This is a genomic window from Nocardia sp. No.11, assembly GCF_038752175.1.
In the GTDB taxonomy this organism is placed as follows: domain Bacteria; phylum Actinomycetota; class Actinomycetes; order Mycobacteriales; family Mycobacteriaceae; genus Nocardia; species Nocardia canadensis.
The window spans coordinates 1-18063 of sequence record NZ_JBCGFB010000121.1; the positions used below are offsets into that span (position 1 = coordinate 1).

An 18063-nucleotide genomic window follows, 5' to 3' on the forward strand; every position below is an offset into this window, starting at 1 on the left:
GGTTCCGGCGGCAGCACCGGCGGCACCCCGAGCGCGGGAACGCCCAAGGCCACCACCGCCGTTCCCGGGTCGGCCATGCCTGCCGGGCGCGTCCTGTCCACCGCCCTGGGCAATACGGGCCTGGGCGCCACCACCACCGCGGGCACCAGCGGCTCCGGCTTCATGGGCGGCGGCGGTGCCGCGGGCGCGGGCGGCAAGGGCAACAACGACGAGGAACACGGCCGTACCGTGCAGCCCTACCAGAGCCGCACCGGCAACGACGACCTCACCGGCCCGCTCGGCGAATCCACGCCCGAGGTCATCGGCGCCGTCCACGAGGACGAACGCGACGTCGACGAAGACCGGTTCTAGACACCGGATCTCGGACGAAGACGACCGTGCCCCCGACCCGGAGTCGGGGGCACGGTCGTCGCGCGGTGGCTCAGCGCTTCTCCTTGAAGGAATCCACCAGCTTCTTGTAGAGGTCGGTGAAGCGCTTGCGCGCGGCCTTCTGGTCGTCGTTGAGCCCGTCGGACGCATCGGGGGAGTAGACGACGAGGTGGGTCTCGCCGTCGACATCGTCGGGCATCAGATCGATGATCGTGGTGCCCTTGCCCTCACCGGCCGGGATGCCGAAGTCGATCTCCCGCAGCGCGGTGATCTCCTCGCGCGCGGCCGCGAGCACGTCCTCGGGCACGGTGCCGTCGACCCGCTTGGCCGCGGTCTCGGGCTTGCGGTCCTTGCTCACCGCGTCGGGCGAGTGCACCGCCTTGCCGTCGGCGAAGACCTGCAGCACCGGCCGCAGATCGGTGCGCTGGGACCAGCCGTCGGGAATCGAGGTCACGCTGACCAGGGGTAGCGGCGCGGGCTCGGCCTGGGCGATCGCGCTCGCACCGGGCAGTGCGAGCGCGCAGACGAGCAGTCCGGTCATGGTCAGGCGCATGATTCCCCTCGAAAGACGATGTGGCGGTATCTCGTTGGGGGTCAGCGTAGCCCGGGCGGGTTGTTGAGGTCACCGGCGGAATAGGTGTCGCACGACTTGACCGAGCCGGTCTTGTAGCCGGTGAGGAACCATTTCTGGCGCTGCTCGGACGAGCCGTGCGTCCACGACTCCGGGTTGACCCCGCGCCCGGCCGAGCGCTGGATCCGGTCGTCGCCGACGGCGTTGGCCGCCGAGAGGGCGTCGCGGATGTCGTTGTCCGACAGCGGCTTCAAGAACGGCTGGCTGCTGCCCGGCGCGGGCTGCTTGTCCGCGTAATGGGCCCAGATGCCGGCGTAGCAGTCGGCCTGCAGCTCGGTGCGGACCGCGCCGGACTGGGCGCCCTGCGGGTCGCGCTGGGCGCGGCCGATGTCGCCGAGCTGGTTCTGGATGTGGTGGCCGACCTCGTGGGCCACCACGTACTCCTGGGCCAGTGGTCCGGCGCTGGCGCCGAAACGGTCGGTGAGCTCCTGGAAGAACGCGGTGTCGAAGTAGGCGGTCTGGTCGGCGGGGCAGTAGAAGGGGCCGACGTCACTGGTGGCGTTGCCGCAGCCGGTCGACACCGCGCCGGAGAACAGCACCAGCTTCGGCTCCACGTAGCGCTGACCGGTCTGCCGGGGCAGCTCCTGCGACCACACCCCGTCCAGGCTCTGCGCGGTCGCGACCACCCGGCAGTCGACGTACTTGTTGGCGTCGGCGCCGGTCTTGCAGTGCGCCGGGGTACCCGCGGTGCCCGGCTGGCTCTGCTGGGTGTCCTGCGCGCCGGTGAAGCTGCCGAGTACCGAGCCCGGGTCGCCGCCCAGGAGCAACGTGATCACCAGCAGGATCAGACCGCCCGCGCCGCCACCCACGGCGAGCTTGCCGCCCATGCCGGGGCCGCCGCCGGAGGATGCCCGGCCGGGATCGATCTGCATACCTTCGTTGAAGGTCATCGCGGTACTCGCCTTCGCTCGGATGTCCAGCTGTCCTGCAGCACGATTCACCGCCCCGGACGCGGCTCACGGCGGGCATGCGTCACAAGCTTGACACGACGACCGAGATATCGGTTTCCACTCGGGGATCGTGTCTCACTACGATGGCGGGGAGTCCCCAGGAAGTCTGTCGAAAGGAATACCGTGCTGCGCACCCACTTGGCTGGTTCGCTGCGAAGCGAGCACGCCGGTCAGACCGTCACCCTCACCGGCTGGGTGGCCCGGCGTCGTGACCACGGTGGTGTGACCTTCATCGATCTGCGCGACGCCTCGGGCGTCGCGCAGGTGGTCTTCCGCGAGGGCGAGGCGGCCGAGCAGGCCCACAAGCTCCGCGCGGAGTACTGCGTGCAGGTCACCGGTGTGGTGGAGCAGCGTCCCGACGGCAACGAGAACCCGGAGCTGCCGACCGGGCAGATCGAGGTCGACGTCAAGGAACTGGTCGTGCTCAACGAGAGCGCGCCGCTGCCGTTCCAGCTCGACGAGACCCCCGGCGACGAGGCCCGCCTCAAGTACCGCTACCTCGACCTGCGCCGGGAGGGCCCGGGCCACGCCATCCGGCTGCGCTCCAAGGTCAACGCCGCCGCGCGCGAGGTGCTGGCCCGCCACGAGTTCATCGAGGTGGAGACCCCCACGCTGACCCGCTCGACCCCCGAGGGCGCCCGCGACTTCCTGGTGCCAGCGCGCCTGCAGCCGGGTAGCTTCTACGCCCTGCCGCAGAGCCCGCAGCTGTTCAAGCAGCTGCTCATGGTCGGCGGCATCGAGCGCTACTTCCAGATCGCGCGCTGCTACCGCGACGAGGACTTCCGCGCCGACCGTCAGCCCGAGTTCACCCAGCTCGACATCGAGATGAGCTTCGTGCGCCAGGAGGACGTGATCCTGCTGGCCGAGGACATCCTGGTCGCGCTGTGGAAGCTGGTCGGCCACGACATCACCACCCCGATCCCGCACATGACCTACGCCGAGGCGATGCGCCGCTTCGGTTCGGACAAGCCGGACCTGCGCTTCGGCGTCGAGATCACCGAGCTCACCGACTACTTCAAGGACACCCCGTTCCGGGTGTTCCAGTCCGAGTACGTCGGCGCGGTCGTCATGCCGGGTGGCGCGAGCCAGCCGCGGCGTCAGCTCGACGCCTGGCAGGAGTGGGCCAAGCAGCGCGGCGCCAAGGGGCTGGCCTACATCCTGATCAACGAGGACGGCAGCCTGGGCGGCCCGGTCGCCAAGAACCTGACCGACGCCGAGCGCGACGGGCTGGCCAAGCAGGTCGGTGCCGAGCCGGGCGACTGCGTGTTCTTCGCCGCCGGCACGACCAAGTCGAGCCGGGCGCTGCTGGGTGCCGCGCGCGGCGAGATCGCCCGCAAGTGCGACCTCATCGACCCGAACGCCTGGGCGTTCGTCTGGATCGTCGACGCGCCGATGTTCGAGCCGACCGCCGACGCCACCGCCAGCGGCGATGTGGCGCTGGGCTACTCGGCCTGGACCGCCGTGCACCACGCCTTCACCTCGCCCAAGCCGGAGTCGATCGACACCTTCGACACCGACCCGGGCTCGGCGCTGGCCTACGCCTACGACATCGTCTGCAACGGCAACGAGATCGGTGGCGGTTCGATTCGTATCCACCGCCGCGACGTGCAGGAACGCGTGTTCAAGGTGATGGGCATCGGCCACGACGAGGCGCAGGAGAAGTTCGGCTTCCTGCTCGACGCCTTCGCCTACGGCGCCCCGCCGCACGGCGGCATCGCCTTCGGCTGGGACCGCATCACCGCGCTGCTGGCCGGGGAGGACTCGATCCGCGAGGTGATCGCGTTCCCGAAGACCGGTGGCGGCGTCGACCCGCTCACCGACGCGCCCGCTCCGATCACCGCGCAGCAGCGCAAGGAGGCGGGCATCGACGCCAAGCCGGAGGTCAAGGGCGAGGGCAAGACCGACGCGCCGAAAGCCGCTGCCGCCGAGAAATAGCGGTCACCGACGGTAGCCCGGTACCTTCTGGTCAGTTCCCCGCCGTCACGGCGGCATCGACCAGAAGGGCCACCCGGTGCTGCATCTGCGTGTGATCAGTCCGCCCGAGCAGACCGACGCGCTCGTGCGTGCGCTGGAAGCCGACCCGGGCGTCGCTCATCTCACGGTCGCGCGCGGGATCGCCGTGGCGCCCCACGGTGATCTCGTGCAGGCCGACGTGGCGCGCGAGGCCGCCAACAAGGTCCTCGCCGACGTCAAGGCGCTCGGCATCGAGCAGACCGGCGGTATCACGCTCGGGCCCGTCGAGGCGGTGCTGTCCGCCGCGGCCGACCGGGCGGTGCGGGCCGCGCCCGGTGATCCGAGCGACGCCGTGGTCTGGGAGCAACTGCTCAAAGAGACCCACGAGGAGTCATCGCTCAACGCGACCTTCGTCGCGTTCCTGACCATCGCCTGCCTGCTGGCCTCCATCGGGGTGGCGACGAACTCGCCGGTCACCATCGTCGGCGCGATGGTGGTGGGTCCGGAGTTCGGGCCGCTGGCCGCGCTGTCGGTGGCCCTGGTGCGCCGCAACTGGCGGCTGGCCCGGCGCTCGGTGCTCGCGCTGGCCGTGGCGTTCCCGGTCGCGATGGTGATCACGTTGTTCGCCACCCTGCTGTGGGAGAAGCTCGGCTGGGTGACGACCGAGGGGGTCATCGATGCCCACGACGTGGACTTCATCTACGAGGTCGGGCCGTTCTCGCTGGTCGTGGCCGTGCTCGCGGGCGCGGCGGGCATGCTGTCGCTGGTGACCGCGAAGTCGGCCGCGCTGATCGGGGTGTTCATCTCGGTCACCACCGTGCCGGCCGCCGGTTACGCGGTGGTGGCCGCGACGATCGGGCAGTGGCATCGCGCGTTCGAGTCGGTCGGTCAGCTGGCGGTGAACCTGCTGGGCATCGTCGTGGCCGGCGTGCTGGTGCTCGAGCTGCGTCCCCGTGCCGGCGACGACCTCGGCCCGTTCGAGCGCTTCAAGCGGGCCATCGGGATGAGCACCCCGCTGAGCCACTGACCGCGCGGCTCAGATCCGGGCGACCGGTCCCGCCGTGAGCATCCGGTAGGCGTAGGTCACCGCGATCGCGCACACCGGACCGGCGATGAACAGACCGAGCCCGCATGCCGCCGCGCCGACGACGGTCACCAGGGTGACCGTGAGCGCCACCAGCAGCGCGGCCCAGAGATTGGCCAGCACCAGCTGCGCGCTCGCCTTGATCGCCTCGACCGGACCGTAGTCCTGATCGATCACGAAGTGCATCGAGAACATGCACAGGAAGCCGACGACCAGGCCGGGCAGCAGGCACAGCGAGGCGGCGAGCAGGGTCGCCGCGAACGCCAGCAACGCCGTCAACAAGACATTGCCCGCGTTCACGAATCGGAAGAACGACCCGAAAGCCGGGGGATAGCCGTCCGTTTCGTACAGCGCGCCGCGGATCATCACCGCCTGCAGCAGCCACAGCGCCACCAGCACCACCAGGAACAGGAACAGCACGGTGAACAGCGAGGTGGGGTCGAAGATCTGGACGATCGCGAGGAACGACAGGTAGATGAGCACGCCGACCGCGGTGACCCCGAGCCACGGGCCCGGATTGGCGCGGAAACGCTCCCAGCCGTAGCTCAGCGAGCGGCCGACATCGAGGGCTTGTGCTCCCGAATGGTAGTAACCCGGCGTCTGCCCGCCGCCGGGGGCCGACACGCCGGGTGCGGGTGCGGCGGCGTATCCCGGGTTGTCCGGCTTCGCCTGGGGTGTGGGGTATCCGGGCCCGGTGCCCGCCGGACCGTACTGCTGTGCGGATCGCGGTGGTCCGGCAATCGGCGGCGCCGGCTCGAGCGGCTCCTCGCCGTACTGCGCGGCGCCGGGACCCTCGAATTGCGGATAGCCTGCGCCACCGGCCATTCCATGCCTGCTCGGCCCCGGTCCGGCGGCACCCGCCCGACCCGGCGCCTCGTGTCTGCCCGTGCCCTCGGCGAACTGTCCGCCACCTCCGGGAACCGGGGGCCCACCGGGTGAATCGCTCGATGCGGCGTACGGCGTGTCGGTCACTGTGGTAGACCTTTCGACTCAACCGGTTTGCGGTGTGGCGCACTGCAGTTGACGATGAGAAAACCCGACGACAGTCGGGTGTGTCAAGCGAACAGTGACACTCGCGCAACTACGGTGCCAACACGCCGAGCGACGCGGAAAGGTTGTGTAACCGCTCGCTAGAAGTGACCAGGTACGAGTAGCTTGAGAGGCGATGACCGCACTATTGGCCGAACGCGCCGCCGACGTCGTGTCCGCAGCACAACAGTTGCTCACAAAGCGAATGGGTGCTCCGGTGAAGCTGAGTGATCCGATGGAGCTCAGTGGCAGTGGTAGGACGACAGTCCTACGCGTGCGTGTTGCGGAGAACGCTTTTTCGTTGCCGCGCACGCTGATCGTGAAGCAGGTGCGCGGTTCCGCACAGGACCGCCGCACCGGTGGCATGGCGCCCGGAGTCGCCAGCATCGATGCGGCATTCCTCCGTGAGGCGGTGTCCTATCAGTTCACCACCGCGCTCAGCCGCGAACAGCGCCCCGGCGCCTACCTGATCGCGCACAGCGTGCCCGACCGGTTGCTGGTGCTCTCCGATCTGGGCGACAACGCGCTGCTCACCTCCGTGCTGCAGACCCGCGCCGAGCCGGGCACCCGCAACGCGCTGATGGCCTTCGCGCAGGCGCTGGGCCGGATGCACGCGGCGACCGTGGGCCGCGAGCCCGACTTCGTGGCGCTGATGCGCCGGGTCGACTCGGTGCATCGCGTCGACGGGATCGCCCAGCAGGCCCAGGCCGCGATCGCCGATGTGCCGGGGCTGCTCGAGGCCGAACTCGGCATCGAGGTGCCGGGCGAGATCGCCGAGCGGATCGTGCACGGCAATCGCCTGTTCACCGGCGGCCGGTACCGCGCGTTCAGCCCGTCGGATCTGTGCCCCGACAACGTCATCATGAACGACGAGGGCGCCCGCTTCCTCGACTACGAGTGGGGCGGTTTCCGCGACGCCACCCTCGACATCGCCTACGCGCTCGTGTCCTTCCCGGGCTGCCTCTGCGATTTCGAGCTCTCGCGCAGCCGCGCCAGGGAGATGGTCGAGGCCTGGCGGTCGGCCGTGGTCGGGGTGTGGCCGTCGCTGGCCGACGACACCGTGCTCGCCGAGCGGATCCTCGAGGCCCGCCTGATCTGGGTGTGGCTGTCGACGTACTGGTTCCTGCCCGCCGATCACACCCGCATCGCCACCGCCCGCGAACACGGTCTGTCCGTGCCGCGTTCGGAGGCGCTGATCAACCGCTGGTCGGCGCTGGCCGAGGACGCGCGCGTCACCGGCGACGACGCGGTCGGTGACTTCGCCGAGCAGGTGTCGGCGATGCTGGAAGAGCGCTGGTCGGAGTAGCCGCGCGGCGCAGGCTCCCCACGTCCCGGTCCGACGGGAGTACCGTCGGCGAGGGTCCGAGGAGTTGGGAGCAGTAGTGCCGAAACCGGTTACCGTCACCGTCGTCCGCAAGCTGTGGTTGACCCCGCACCTGGTGCGCGTGGTCGGCACCGCCGACGGATTCACACCGAGTGTCTTCACCGACGCCTATGTGAAGCTGATCTTCGCCCCGCCCGGCGTCGAGTATCCCGAGCCGTTCGATCTCGACACCGTGCGCGCCACACTCGGCCCGGAGAGTCAGCCGGTGCTGCGCACCTACACCGTCCGCTCCTACGTTCCCGAGCGGCACGAGATCAGCATCGACTTCGTGGTGCACGGCGACGAGGGCATCGCGGGTCCGTGGGCGCGCTCGGTCGAGCCGGGCGCGCGGTTCCGATTGACCGGACCCGGTGGCGCGTTCGCGCCCGATCCGGCGGCCGACTGGTACTTGTTCGCCGGTGACGAGTCGGCCTTGCCCGCCATCGCGGCCGCGGTCGAGGCGCTGCCCGCCGGCGCGCCCGCGCAGGTGTTCGTCGAGGTGGGCGGCCCGGAGGACGAGATCGAACTCTGCTCTCCCGGCGACCTGCGCCTGCACTGGGTGCATCGCGGTGTGTCCTCGGACCGGATTCCCGACGATCTCGCCGGGGAGCACGCTCCGCTGGTGGCGGCGGTCCGTGCGGCCGAGTGGCTGCCCGGCCAGGTGCAGGCGTTCGTGCACGGCGAGGCCGAGGCCGTCATGCGGCAGCTGCGCCCCTACCTGCGCAAGGAACGCGGCGTCGCGCCGAAATGGCTGTCCGTCTCCGGGTATTGGCGGCGCGGTCGCACCGAGGAAGGCTTCCGCGAGTGGAAGCGCGCGCTGGCCGCCGAAGGCGCCTGATCGGCGCGCCGCACCTGCGGAACCGGCGGTGGGGTTGCCCGCGTCGTGGCGCCCGGCCGAGACAGCAGGGCGCCGCAGCTCCGCGGCGGGTCGGCCCGCGCTCAGGTGATCAGCGCTGCCAGCTTGCTCCGAAGATGCGCCCGCTCGACCGTGTTATCGGTGAGCAGCAGCGCTGCCTCGTAGGCGGCGACCGCCTCGTCGACCCGGCCCACCTCGGCCAGGAACGCCGCCCGGGCCGCATCGAGATAGCCGTAGGTCGCCAGGGCGGGTTCCACGCCGAGCGGCCGCAGCAGCGCGAGCGCCCGCTCCGGATCGCCGCCGAGGCCGACCGCGATCGCGTGGTTGAGCTGGGCGACCGGTGACGGCCACACCCGCAGGAGCAGCCGGTACAGTCCGATGATCTCGGGCCAGTCCGTCTCGGCCCAGCTGGGTGCCTCGTCGTGGACGGCGGCGATCGCGGCTTGCAGCGTGTACGGATCCAGGTGCGGCAGCGCCTGTTTCACCAGGGCGATGCCCTCGGCGATCGCCGCGCGGTCCCAGCGGGCGCGATCCTGGTGCTCGAGGGTGCGCAGCTCGCCCGCCGCGTCCACCCGCGCGGCCCGGCGCGCGTCGGTCAGCAGGATCAACGCCAGCAGCCCGGTGGCCGACGGGTCGTCGGGGACCAGCGCGCGCATCATCCGCGCGAGCTGGAGTGCGCGCTCGACGAGATCGGCGCGGACCAGCTGCTCGCCCGCCGGTGCGGTGTGGCCGGTGGTGAACAGCAGATGGATGACCGCGCAGATCGCATCGAGGCGCTGGGGCAGCTCGCGCACCGACGGCACCCGGTACGGGATCGCCGCCACCGCGATCTTGCGCTTGGCCCTGGTGATCCGCGCGGCCATGGTCGACTCGCTGACCAGGAACGCCCGCGCCACCTCGGCGGTGGTCACGCCGCAGACCAGCCGCAGTGTCAACGCGATCTGGGCCTCGGGCGCCAGCGCCGGGTGACAGCAGGTGCTGATCAGGCGCAGCCGATCGTCGGGGATCGCGGGGTCGTCCAGTTCGGCCAGGGCGAGGTCGGCGGTGTCGTCGACCTGCTCGTCGACGACGAGGCGGGGCAGCGCCCGCCGGAACGTGCTGTCGCGGCGCAGCAGATCGAGACCGCGGCGCCGGGCGACCGTCGTCAGCCAGGCGCCGGGCTTGGCCGGGACACCATCGGTGGCCCACGCGGTGAGCGCCGTCGCGTAGGCGTCCTGCACACACTCCTCGGCCAGGTCGAAATCGCGGACCAGCCGCACCGTCGCGGCGAGCACGAAGGCCCACTCGCGACGGTGCGCCTGCTCGACGGCCGCGGCCGCCGTCGTGGTCACGGCTGCGGGAAGACCTTGATCGGGCGGACCTCGACGCCGCCCTCCGGCGCGGGCACCTGCGCGGCGATCGCGATCGCGGCGTCCAGGTCGGGGGCCTCCAGCAGGTAGTAGCCGCCGAGGGCTTCCTTGGCTTCCGCGAACGGCCCGTCGGTGATGACGACCTCGCCGTCGGCGGTGTGACGGATCGAGGTGGCGGTGCCGGTGGGCTGCAGGGCCTGGCCGCCGAGGTTGGCGTCACCGGCGAGCTGCTGGAAGGTGCGGTGGGCGGCGAGCATGTCGTCGAGTTCGGTGGGGGACAGGGCGGCGTAGGCGGCTTCGTCGCCGTAGATCAGGACCAGATACTGGCTCATGACGGTGCTCCTTCGGATGAGGGCTGCCCGCTCGTCGGGTAGCCGTACTCACCCGACGAGCGGCAGCGGCCGCGATCGACAGCCTCACCGAAGATTCTGCGCCGATTTCCTCCAGGCGTGACCGCCCTCAGGCCACCGGGTTCGGCCGCGGTTCCACCCGGCCGCCCGCGGGCACGGCGAACGAGGCGCCGTGGCGCACACCGGTCGCCGGGTCGGTGACGTCGAGAACGTAGAACCAGTCCATCTGGGTCTGGGTGGGCGTCACCTCGAGCACGCCGAAGCCGTGCGAGTCGAGTTCGGTGTAGCGCAGGTGATGGTTGGCCGCCTTGATGGCCTCCTCGGCCGCCACCGACGCGGTGCGGGCGGGCACCTTCAGCAGGTCGCCGACGCTGGAGGAGGTGACCGAGGGGATGACGAACTCCGCGCCCACCGTCGGTCCGCCCGGGTAGTTCGCGGCATCCAGCGGCAGGTCGGCGGCCCAGGAGGTGTGGATGTCACCGGTCAGGAAGACGACATCGGCCACGTTGTCCTCGGCGATGGTCCGGAACAGGGTGCGCCGGTCGGCGGTGTAGCCGTCCCACTGGTCCCCGTTGACGGTCAGGCCGCCCTGGGGCACGCCGATCGCCTCGGTGATCGCCTGGGTGGTGGCGGGCTCGAGCGGCGGGAACACCAGCGGCGCGATCATCACCGAGTTGCCGATCAGCTTCCAGCGGGCGGGTGAGGAGCTCAGACCCGCGGTCAGCCAGTCCATCTGGGCGCGGCCGGTGATGGTGCGCGCCGGATCGTCGGCCTGGCGCCAGCCCGCGCCGGGACCTGCCTCGTGGTCGCGGTAGCTGCGCAGGTCCAGCATCGACAGTTCGGCCAGCGTGCCGAAGCGCAGGCGGCGATAGATCTGCACCTCGGTGCCGGTGCGAGCGGCGCGCACCGGCATCCACTCCAGGTAGGCCTGCGCGGAGGCGGCCCGGCGGGCGCTCCACGGACCGTGCACGGCGGGGTCGTGGTTCTCGGAGCCCTCGCGCCAGGAGTTGTCGGCCGACTCGTGGTCGTCCCAGGTGCAGATGAACGGCACCGACGCGTGCAGGGCCAGCAGGTCGGGGTCGGTCTTGTACTGGCCGTGCCGGGTCCGGTAGTCGGCCAGGCTGACGATCTCGTTCGCCGGCTCGTGTCCACGCACCGCGCCGTTGCGGCCGGTGTACTTGCCGCGGGCGTATTCGTAGATGTAGTCGCCCAGGTGCACCACCGCGTCCAGATCGGTGCGGGCGGCCAGATGCCGGTAGGACCCGAACCAGCCGGCTTCCCAGTTCGAGCAGGAGACCAGGCCGAGGCGCAGGCGGTCGACCTCGCTGTCGGTCGCGGGCGCGGTGCGGGTGCGCCCGACCGGCGAGGTCTCGCCGAGAGCGGTGAAGCGGTAGTAGTAGTCGGTGGCCGGCGCCAGGCCGGTCGCGTCGACCTTGACGGTGTGATCGGCGTCGGCGGTCGCGGTCACGGTGCCGGAGGCGGCGATCCCGGCGAAGGACTCGTTCGCGGAGATCTCCCAGCGCACCGTCGCGGGGGCGCCGAGGCCGGAGCCGGGAACCGCGTCCTCGGCCACGCTGACCCGGGTCCACAGGATCACCGCGCCGGGCAGCGGGTCACCGGAGGCGACACCGTGGCGGAACACCGCGCCCGCCGCGTGCGCCGTCGCGGTGCTCGCGAACACCGCCGCGGCCGCCGCCGTCCCGCCTTTGAACAGGGTGCGCCGGGCGAACTGCCCTGTCGCGGAGGTGATGACGCCGTTGTTTTCGACCACGAGGAGCGATCTCATCCCACCGACGGGGTGACGCGCAAGTCCTGTTCGTAAAGTTGGTCAATCGTTCAATTTTGTGTCGGGTCACCTGCGCCGTCCCGGACCTGTCCGACCGCCTCGGTACCCTGCTGGACGTGAGCGAGAGCCTGTTCGACGTGCCCGGAGAACCCGCCGCGCCCGAGCACGGTCTCGACGCGGTGATCCGGCGCGATTCCGGTGCGCCGCTGGCCGTCCGGATGCGGCCGCGGTCGCTCGATGAGGTGATCGGTCAGCAGCACCTGCTCGGGCCGGGATCGCCGCTGCGCCGCCTGGTCGAGGGCTCCGGGGCGGCGTCGGTGCTGCTCTACGGCCCGCCGGGCACCGGCAAGACCACCCTGGCCTCACTGCTGTCGCAGGCCACCGGGCGCCGTTTCGAGGCGCTGTCGGCCCTGTCGGCGGGCGTCAAGGAGGTCCGCGCCGTCATCGACGTCGCGCGGCGCAGGCTGACCGTGGGTGAACAGACCGTCCTGTTCATCGACGAGGTGCACCGCTTCTCCAAGACCCAGCAGGACGCGCTGCTGGCGGCGGTGGAGAACCGGATCGTGCTGCTCGTCGGCGCGACCACCGAGAACCCGTCGTTCTCGGTGGTGTCGCCGCTGCTGTCGCGCTCGCTGGTGTTGCAACTGCAGTCGCTCACGCCCGACGACATCCGCCAGGTCCTCGACCGCGCGATCACCGACCCGCGCGGGCTCGATGGGCAGTACACCGTCGCCGAGGACGCGCTCGACCACATCGTCCGGATCGCCGGCGGTGACGCGCGCCGCGCGCTGACCGCCCTGGAGGCCTCGGCCGAGTCCTCGCTCGACGGCGTCGTCGATGTGGCACTGGTCGAGGCCAGCGTCGACAAGGCCGCCGTCCGCTACGACCGGGCGGGCGATCAGCACTACGACGTGATCAGCGCGTTCATCAAGTCCATCCGCGGTTCCGATGTCGACGCCGCCCTGCACTACCTGGCGCGCATGCTCACCGCGGGTGAGGACCCCCGCTTCATCGCCCGCCGGCTGATGATCCATGCCAGCGAGGACATCGGCATGGCCGATCCGATGGCCCTGCAGACCGCCACCGCCGCCGCCCAGGTGGTGCAGCTGGTCGGCCTGCCCGAGGCCAAGCTGGCCCTGGCCCAGGCCACCATCCACCTCGCCACCGCGCCCAAGTCCGGCGCGGTGACCTCGGCGCTGGGCGCGGCCATGGCCGACATCGCCGCGGGCAAGGCGGGCGCGGTGCCCCCGCACCTGCGCGACGGCCACTACGCCGGCGCGGCCGCGCTGGGCAACGCCCAGGGCTACAAGTTCCCGCACGACGCCCGTGACGGCGTGCTCGCCCAGCAGTACCCACCCGACGACCTGGTCGGCACCGACTACTACGCGCCCACCGACCACGGCTTCGAACGCGAAGTGGGCCCCCGCGTCGCCAAACTGCGCCGCATCGTCCGGGGGACCTAGCCCGGCCGCGTCGTCGACAGCGAGCGGCGCCGATCCGCCGATGGACGAGTATCCGGCCGGATCGTGTCGACGGTGAACGGCGCGGTCCGCCGGCAGGCGAAGTGCCCGTGCGGCGGGCTCCGGCGGATCAGTCGACGGCGAACGGCGCCGACCCACCGACCGACCAGATCCGGCGCAGCCTGCCCCCGACGGCCTCCATCATGTCGATGCCGCCGTGCTCGGGTTCCCCGGATCGCTCGGAATGCCAGCGGACCGCGAAGGTGCCGGAACCTTCGGCATCGAGCGTGCCGGTCGCGGCCGAGTCGACGACGAAGCGCACGTCCGGCCGCTGTGCCCGGAATACGGTGACGAAGGCGGTCACGTCGGCGGGACCGCGCAACCCGTCGGTGGCCTCGCGGGTGGTGGCGGCGAAACGGAGCTGGAAGTCGTCGGTGAGCAGCGCCCGGGCGAGATCGGGGTCGGTGTTCCAGAGTGCGGTCCAGCGGGCGGCGAGCTGGTCGACGACGGTCGGTGCGGTGGTGGTCATGGGTTGCTCCCCGGTGAGGTGGCCGCCCCGGTGACGGCCCGCGCTGTCCAGGATTCAGTCCGTCCGCGACAACGGTGTGTCGGTGATCGGGGTCACATCGATCAGTCGCCCGTCGCCGGTCGGGATGGTCGACAGGTCGATGCCCCGGTCCATCGCCACGTCGTCGAGCACCTGCGCGCGCACCACGCGATCGAGCCGGAATCCGCGCAGTCCCGACCGCATCCGGCACCAGGCGTAGAGGAACCAGTGCTCGCGGCCCGCCACGAACGCGAGCGGCTCGACCTCGCGCTCGGTGGGCGCGCCCAGCCGATCCAGGTACTCGATCCGCAGCACCCGCCCGCCGAGGAGGGCGTCCAGGATCGCGGGCGACAGGACGGGTGCGGGCGCGACCGGGAAGAACCGCACCCGCTCTACCAGCGTCGTGGCCCGCAGCCGGTCCTGCTCGGGCAGCACCGCCACCACCTTGTGCACCGCCGACAGCGCGGCCGCCGCGAACGGTGTCCCGGCCAGCCGGGGGAGCGCGACGGCCAGCGCGGTCGCCTCCGCCGCGGTCAGGCTGACCGGCGCGAGCGTGCGGTGCCGGTCGAGGGCGTAGCCGCCGGCGCGGCCCGGCACGGTCCGGATCGGCAGCCCCGACTGTTGCAGCGCGGCGAGATCGCGCTCGATCGTGCGGGTCGACACCTCGAAGCGGGCGGCCAGCTGACGTGCGGTGCGCGGCCGCGGACTGTAGGCGCGCAGCTCTTCGGCGAGGGCGTAGAGCCGCTCGGTCTTGGTCACGTTCGGATTGTCGCCGAGACCACCGACTCCGGCGCAAAACCGGTGGATTGCAGGCGGTAAGCTGGACAGCTGTGCAGACCCACGAGATTAGACGGCGTTTCCTGGACCATTTCGTCCGTGCCGGACACACCGAGGTGCCCAGCGCCTCGCTGATCCTGGCCGACCCCAACCTGCTGTTCGTCAACGCAGGCATGGTCCAGTTCGTGCCGTATTTCCTCGGTCAGCAGACCCCGCCGTACGCCACCGCGACCAGCGTGCAGAAGTGCGTGCGCACCCTCGACATCGAGAACGTCGGCATCACCACCCGCCACAACACCTTCTTCCAGATGGCGGGCAACTTCAGCTTCGGTGACTACTTCAAGCGCGAGGCCATCACCCTGGCCTGGACACTGCTCACCAGCAGCGTCGAGGACGGCGGCTACGGCTTCGATCCCGAGCGCCTGTGGGTGACGGTCTACCTCGACGACGACGAGGCCGAGCGGATGTGGCTCGAGATGGGCGTACCCGCCGACCGCATCCAGCGCCGCGGTATGGCCGACAACTACTGGTCGATGGGCATTCCGGGCCCGTGTGGTCCGTGCTCGGAGATCTACTACGACCGCGGCCCCGAGTACGGCGTCGAGGGCGGCCCCGAGGCCGACGAGGACCGCTACATCGAGATCTGGAATCTCGTGTTCATGCAGAACGAGCGCGGTGCCGGCATCGGCAAGGACAACTTCGAGATCCTCGGCCCGCTGCCCAAGCAGAACATCGACACCGGCATGGGCGTGGAGCGCGTGGCGTTCCTGCTCCAGGGCGTGGACAACGTCTACGAGACCGACCTGATGCGTCCCATCATCGACAAGGCCGAGCAGCTCACGGGCCGGTCCTACGGTGTCGAGCACACCGACGACGTGCGCTTCCGCGTCATCGCCGACCACGCCCGCACCGCCGCGATGCTCATCGCCGACGGCGTGAACCCCGGCAACGACGGCCGCGGCTACGTGCTGCGCCGGCTGCTGCGCCGCATCGTGCGCTCGGCCCGCCTGCTCGGCGCCGAGAAGCCGGTGATGGGCGAGCTGATGAAGATCGTCTCCGAGCTGATGTCGCCGTCCTACCCGGAGCTGGCCACCGATTTCTCCCGCATCGAGACCGTCGCGGTGGGCGAGGAGACGGCCTTCCTGAAGACCCTGAACACCGGCGAGACCCTCTTCGACAACGCCGCCACCGCGGTGAAGTCCAAGGGCGGCAAGCAGATCACCGGTTCGGACGCCTTCGCGCTGCACGACACCTACGGCTTCCCGATCGACCTCACCCTCGAGATGGCCGCCGAGGCGGGTCTGTCGGTGGACGAGGAGGGCTTCCGCTCGCTCATGGCCGAGCAGCGCAAGCGCGCCAAGGACGACGCCCAGGCTCGCAAGCACGCGCACGCCGACCTGACCGTCTACAAGGAACTGGTCGACCGCGGCGCCACCGAGTTCACCGGCTTCGACGAGCTCACCTCCGAGGCCAACGTGCTGGCCCTGATCGCCGACGGCGTGCGGGTGCCCGTCGCCCAGGCCGGGTCCGACGTCGAGGTCATCCTCGACCGCAGCCCGATGTACGCCGAGTCGGGTGGTCAGATCGCCGACCGTGGCACCATCACCGCCTCGGGCCTGAAGCTGCGCATCAACGACGTGCAGAAGATCGCCAAGAAGCTGTGGGTGCACAAGGCCACCGTCGAGCAGGGGCAGATCACCGAGGGCGATGTCGTGCTCGCGCAGGCCGATCCGGCCTGGCGCCGGGGCGCTACCCAGGGCCACTCCGGCACACACATGGTGCACGCCGCGCTGCGGCAGGTGCTCGGCCCCAACGCCGTGCAGGCCGGTTCGCTGAACAAGCCCGGCTACCTGCGGTTCGACTTCAACTGGCAGGGTGCGCTGTCGGAGCAGCAGAAGGCCGACATCGAGGCCGTCTCCAACGATGCCGTCGGCGCCGACTTCCCGGTGAACACTTTCGTCACCGACCTGCCCAAGGCCAAGGAGATGGGCGCGATGGCCCTCTTCGGCGAGAACTACGGCGACGAGGTGCGCGTCGTGGAGATCGGCGGCCCGTTCTCGATGGAGCTGTGCGGTGGTACGCACGTCGAGCACTCCTCGCAGATCGGCCCGATCACGGTGCTGGGCGAGTCCTCGGTCGGTTCCGGCGTGCGTCGCGTCGAGGCGTTCGTCGGCCTGGATTCCTACAAGTACCTGGCCAAGGAGCGCGCGCTGCTGGCCGGTGTCGCGTCCGCGCTGAAGGTGCCGTCGGACGAGGTGCCCGGTCGGGTCGAGCAGCTCGTGGAGCGGCTCAAGGTGGCGGAGAAGGAGCTCGAGCGCACCAAGGTCGCCGCGGTGCTGTCCTCGGCGGGCACCTTCGTCGAGCAGGCCGAGCGGGTCGGCTCGGTGTTGCTGGTCGCCGCCGCCGCGCCCGAGGGCGTCGCCGCGGGCGACCTGCGCACCCTGGCCACCGATATCCGCGGCCGGTTCGGCAGCGAGGCCGCGGTGGTCGTGCTGCTCGGCAACACCGACGGCAAGGCACCGTTCGTGGTGTCGGTCAACAAGGCCGCCCAGGATCTGGGCTTCAAGGCGGGCGACCTGGTGGCCAGCTTCGGCCCGAGCATCGCCGGTCGCGGCGGCGGCAAGCCGGAGATGGCGCAGGGCTCCGGTTCGGATCCGTCGGGTATCCCGGCCGGTCTGGCCGCGGTCCGTGCCCGGGTGGCCGAACTCGCCGGCTGATGCCACCCACCGCAGGTCCAGCCGAACAGGAACCGGCCGACCGACCGGATCCGGCGACCGACCCCGGTAGGGGCCGCCGGATCGCGATCGATGTCGGCAGCGTCCGGATCGGGGTCGCCTCGAGCGACCCCGACGGAATTCTCGCGACCCCGGTGGAGACCGTGCCGCGCGCCAAGCCGTCGAAGTCCGGCGGGCGCGCGGCGGGTCCGCCCGCCGACATCTCGAGAATTGCCGATATTGTGCGGGAGTACGAAGCCGTCGAGGTGATCATCGGGCTGCCCCGCACCTTGCGCGGTGAAAACGGCACGGCGGCGGGTATCGCACGTCGGTTTGCCCGGGAGTTGCGCCGGGTGATCGACCCGATTCCGATACGCCTTTCCGACGAACGTTTGACTACGGTGTCTGCTGCACGTGCGCTGCGCGACAGCGGAGTTCGCGCACGTGGCCAGCGGCAGGTGATCGATCAGGCGGCAGCCGTGTCGATTCTGCAAGGATGGTTGGACGAGCGGAGTTCGGTGTTGAAGGACGCAGCAGACGCGAGCGTGGTCGGAGACGATGCATGACCGACCGATGGGCCAGGGCCGAGGAACGCTACCGGGCGCGGGAAGCTGATCGGCGCTATCCCCGCCGCGACGACTGGGGCCTGGACGCCCGCGAGGCGCGCGAGGAGCCGCAGCCGGCCGGTCCGCCCGGCTGGGACGACGATGACGACACCAACGTCATTCCGCGCTACGAGGACGAGCTCTACGACGCCGAGCCCGAACCCGAGCCCGAGCCCGTGGCTCCGCCGCGCCGGGTCGGCCAGCGGGCCGCTCCGGTAGGCCGCGGCGCGGGCGGACGCA

The 18063-nt window shown here is 70.9% G+C and carries 15 protein-coding genes and 2 pseudogenes; 9 read left to right on the plus strand and 8 right to left on the minus strand.

What is annotated here, in order from left to right:
- A pseudogene (locus V8688_RS26185) lies at positions 1-351 on the plus strand (hypothetical protein); the annotation flags it as partial.
- A 70-nt stretch (positions 352-421) separates the two neighbouring features.
- Here V8688_RS26185 and V8688_RS26190 read toward each other — a convergent pair.
- Together V8688_RS26190 and V8688_RS26195 are read right to left on the minus strand one after the other, a co-directional pair.
- Positions 422-922, minus strand: a complete 501-nt coding sequence (locus V8688_RS26190; RefSeq protein WP_218717178.1) for a hypothetical protein — start codon at positions 920-922, stop codon at positions 422-424.
- 41 nt (positions 923-963) lie between these two features.
- Positions 964-1890 (minus strand): neutral zinc metallopeptidase, encoded by a 927-nt coding sequence (locus tag V8688_RS26195; protein WP_218717177.1) that lies wholly within the window; start codon positions 1888-1890, stop codon positions 964-966.
- 183 nt (positions 1891-2073) lie between these two features.
- Between V8688_RS26195 and aspS the strand changes: the two genes are divergently transcribed.
- Both aspS and V8688_RS26205 read left to right on the plus strand, forming a co-directional pair.
- Positions 2074-3885 carry an aspartate--tRNA ligase gene (aspS, locus tag V8688_RS26200; protein WP_218717176.1) on the plus strand — a complete coding sequence of 604 codons (1812 nt, stop codon included), beginning with the start codon at positions 2074-2076 and terminating at the stop codon, positions 3883-3885.
- A 76-nt stretch (positions 3886-3961) separates the two neighbouring features.
- Complete coding sequence (locus V8688_RS26205; RefSeq protein WP_218717175.1) at positions 3962-4930, plus strand: DUF389 domain-containing protein; 969 nt, start codon at positions 3962-3964, stop codon at positions 4928-4930.
- Positions 4931-4939: 9 nt separating this feature from the next.
- On the opposite strand, the gene V8688_RS26210 is transcribed toward V8688_RS26205, so the two are convergent.
- Positions 4940-5812: a hypothetical protein gene (locus tag V8688_RS26210; RefSeq protein ID WP_342801907.1), complete on the minus strand. Its 873-nt coding sequence runs from the start codon at positions 5810-5812 to the stop codon at positions 4940-4942.
- A gap of 340 nt (positions 5813-6152) precedes the next feature.
- Between V8688_RS26210 and V8688_RS26215 the strand changes: the two genes are divergently transcribed.
- Together V8688_RS26215 and V8688_RS26220 are read left to right on the plus strand one after the other, a co-directional pair.
- The gene (locus V8688_RS26215) at positions 6153-7322 is read left to right on the plus strand and encodes a kinase (protein ID WP_218717173.1); all 1170 of its coding nucleotides are present in this window, start codon (positions 6153-6155) and stop codon (positions 7320-7322) included.
- Between the two features lie 76 nt (positions 7323-7398).
- On the plus strand, positions 7399-8217 hold the full coding sequence (locus tag V8688_RS26220) for a siderophore-interacting protein (RefSeq protein WP_342801908.1): 819 nt from the start codon (positions 7399-7401) through the stop codon (positions 8215-8217).
- 101 nt (positions 8218-8318) lie between these two features.
- On the opposite strand, the gene V8688_RS26225 is transcribed toward V8688_RS26220, so the two are convergent.
- The 3 genes from V8688_RS26225 to V8688_RS26235 form a co-directional block, all read right to left on the minus strand.
- Positions 8319-9566 (minus strand): sigma-70 family RNA polymerase sigma factor, encoded by a 1248-nt coding sequence (locus tag V8688_RS26225; RefSeq protein ID WP_342801909.1) that lies wholly within the window; start codon positions 9564-9566, stop codon positions 8319-8321.
- The gene (locus V8688_RS26230) at positions 9563-9916 is read right to left on the minus strand and encodes a YciI family protein (protein ID WP_218717170.1); all 354 of its coding nucleotides are present in this window, start codon (positions 9914-9916) and stop codon (positions 9563-9565) included. The genes V8688_RS26225 and V8688_RS26230 overlap by 4 nt, the downstream gene beginning before the upstream one ends.
- A gap of 127 nt (positions 9917-10043) precedes the next feature.
- Positions 10044-11720 carry an alkaline phosphatase D family protein gene (locus tag V8688_RS26235; protein ID WP_342801910.1) on the minus strand — a complete coding sequence of 559 codons (1677 nt, stop codon included), beginning with the start codon at positions 11718-11720 and terminating at the stop codon, positions 10044-10046.
- Positions 11721-11806: 86 nt separating this feature from the next.
- Between V8688_RS26235 and V8688_RS26240 the strand changes: the two genes are divergently transcribed.
- A complete protein-coding gene (locus V8688_RS26240) occupies positions 11807-13183 on the plus strand; it encodes a replication-associated recombination protein A (protein WP_218717197.1) in 1377 nt (458 codons plus the stop codon).
- A gap of 127 nt (positions 13184-13310) precedes the next feature.
- On the opposite strand, the gene V8688_RS26245 is transcribed toward V8688_RS26240, so the two are convergent.
- Positions 13311-13709 carry a nuclear transport factor 2 family protein gene (locus V8688_RS26245; protein ID WP_342801911.1) on the minus strand — a complete coding sequence of 133 codons (399 nt, stop codon included), beginning with the start codon at positions 13707-13709 and terminating at the stop codon, positions 13311-13313.
- Positions 13710-13763: 54 nt separating this feature from the next.
- Entirely contained in the window at positions 13764-14486 is a 723-nt protein-coding gene (locus tag V8688_RS26250; RefSeq protein WP_342801912.1) for a WYL domain-containing protein, read from the minus strand.
- A 71-nt stretch (positions 14487-14557) separates the two neighbouring features.
- Between V8688_RS26250 and alaS the strand changes: the two genes are divergently transcribed.
- From alaS to V8688_RS26265, 3 genes and pseudogenes are all read left to right on the plus strand, one after another.
- Positions 14558-17221, plus strand: a complete 2664-nt coding sequence (gene alaS / locus V8688_RS26255; RefSeq protein WP_316575334.1) for an alanine--tRNA ligase — start codon at positions 14558-14560, stop codon at positions 17219-17221.
- A complete protein-coding gene (gene ruvX, locus V8688_RS26260) occupies positions 17221-17784 on the plus strand; it encodes a Holliday junction resolvase RuvX (protein ID WP_218717165.1) in 564 nt (187 codons plus the stop codon). Before alaS ends, ruvX begins: the two co-directional genes overlap by 1 nt.
- Positions 17781-18063, plus strand: a pseudogene (locus V8688_RS26265) (aminodeoxychorismate lyase); the annotation flags it as partial. The gene ruvX and the pseudogene V8688_RS26265, both read left to right, overlap by 4 nt.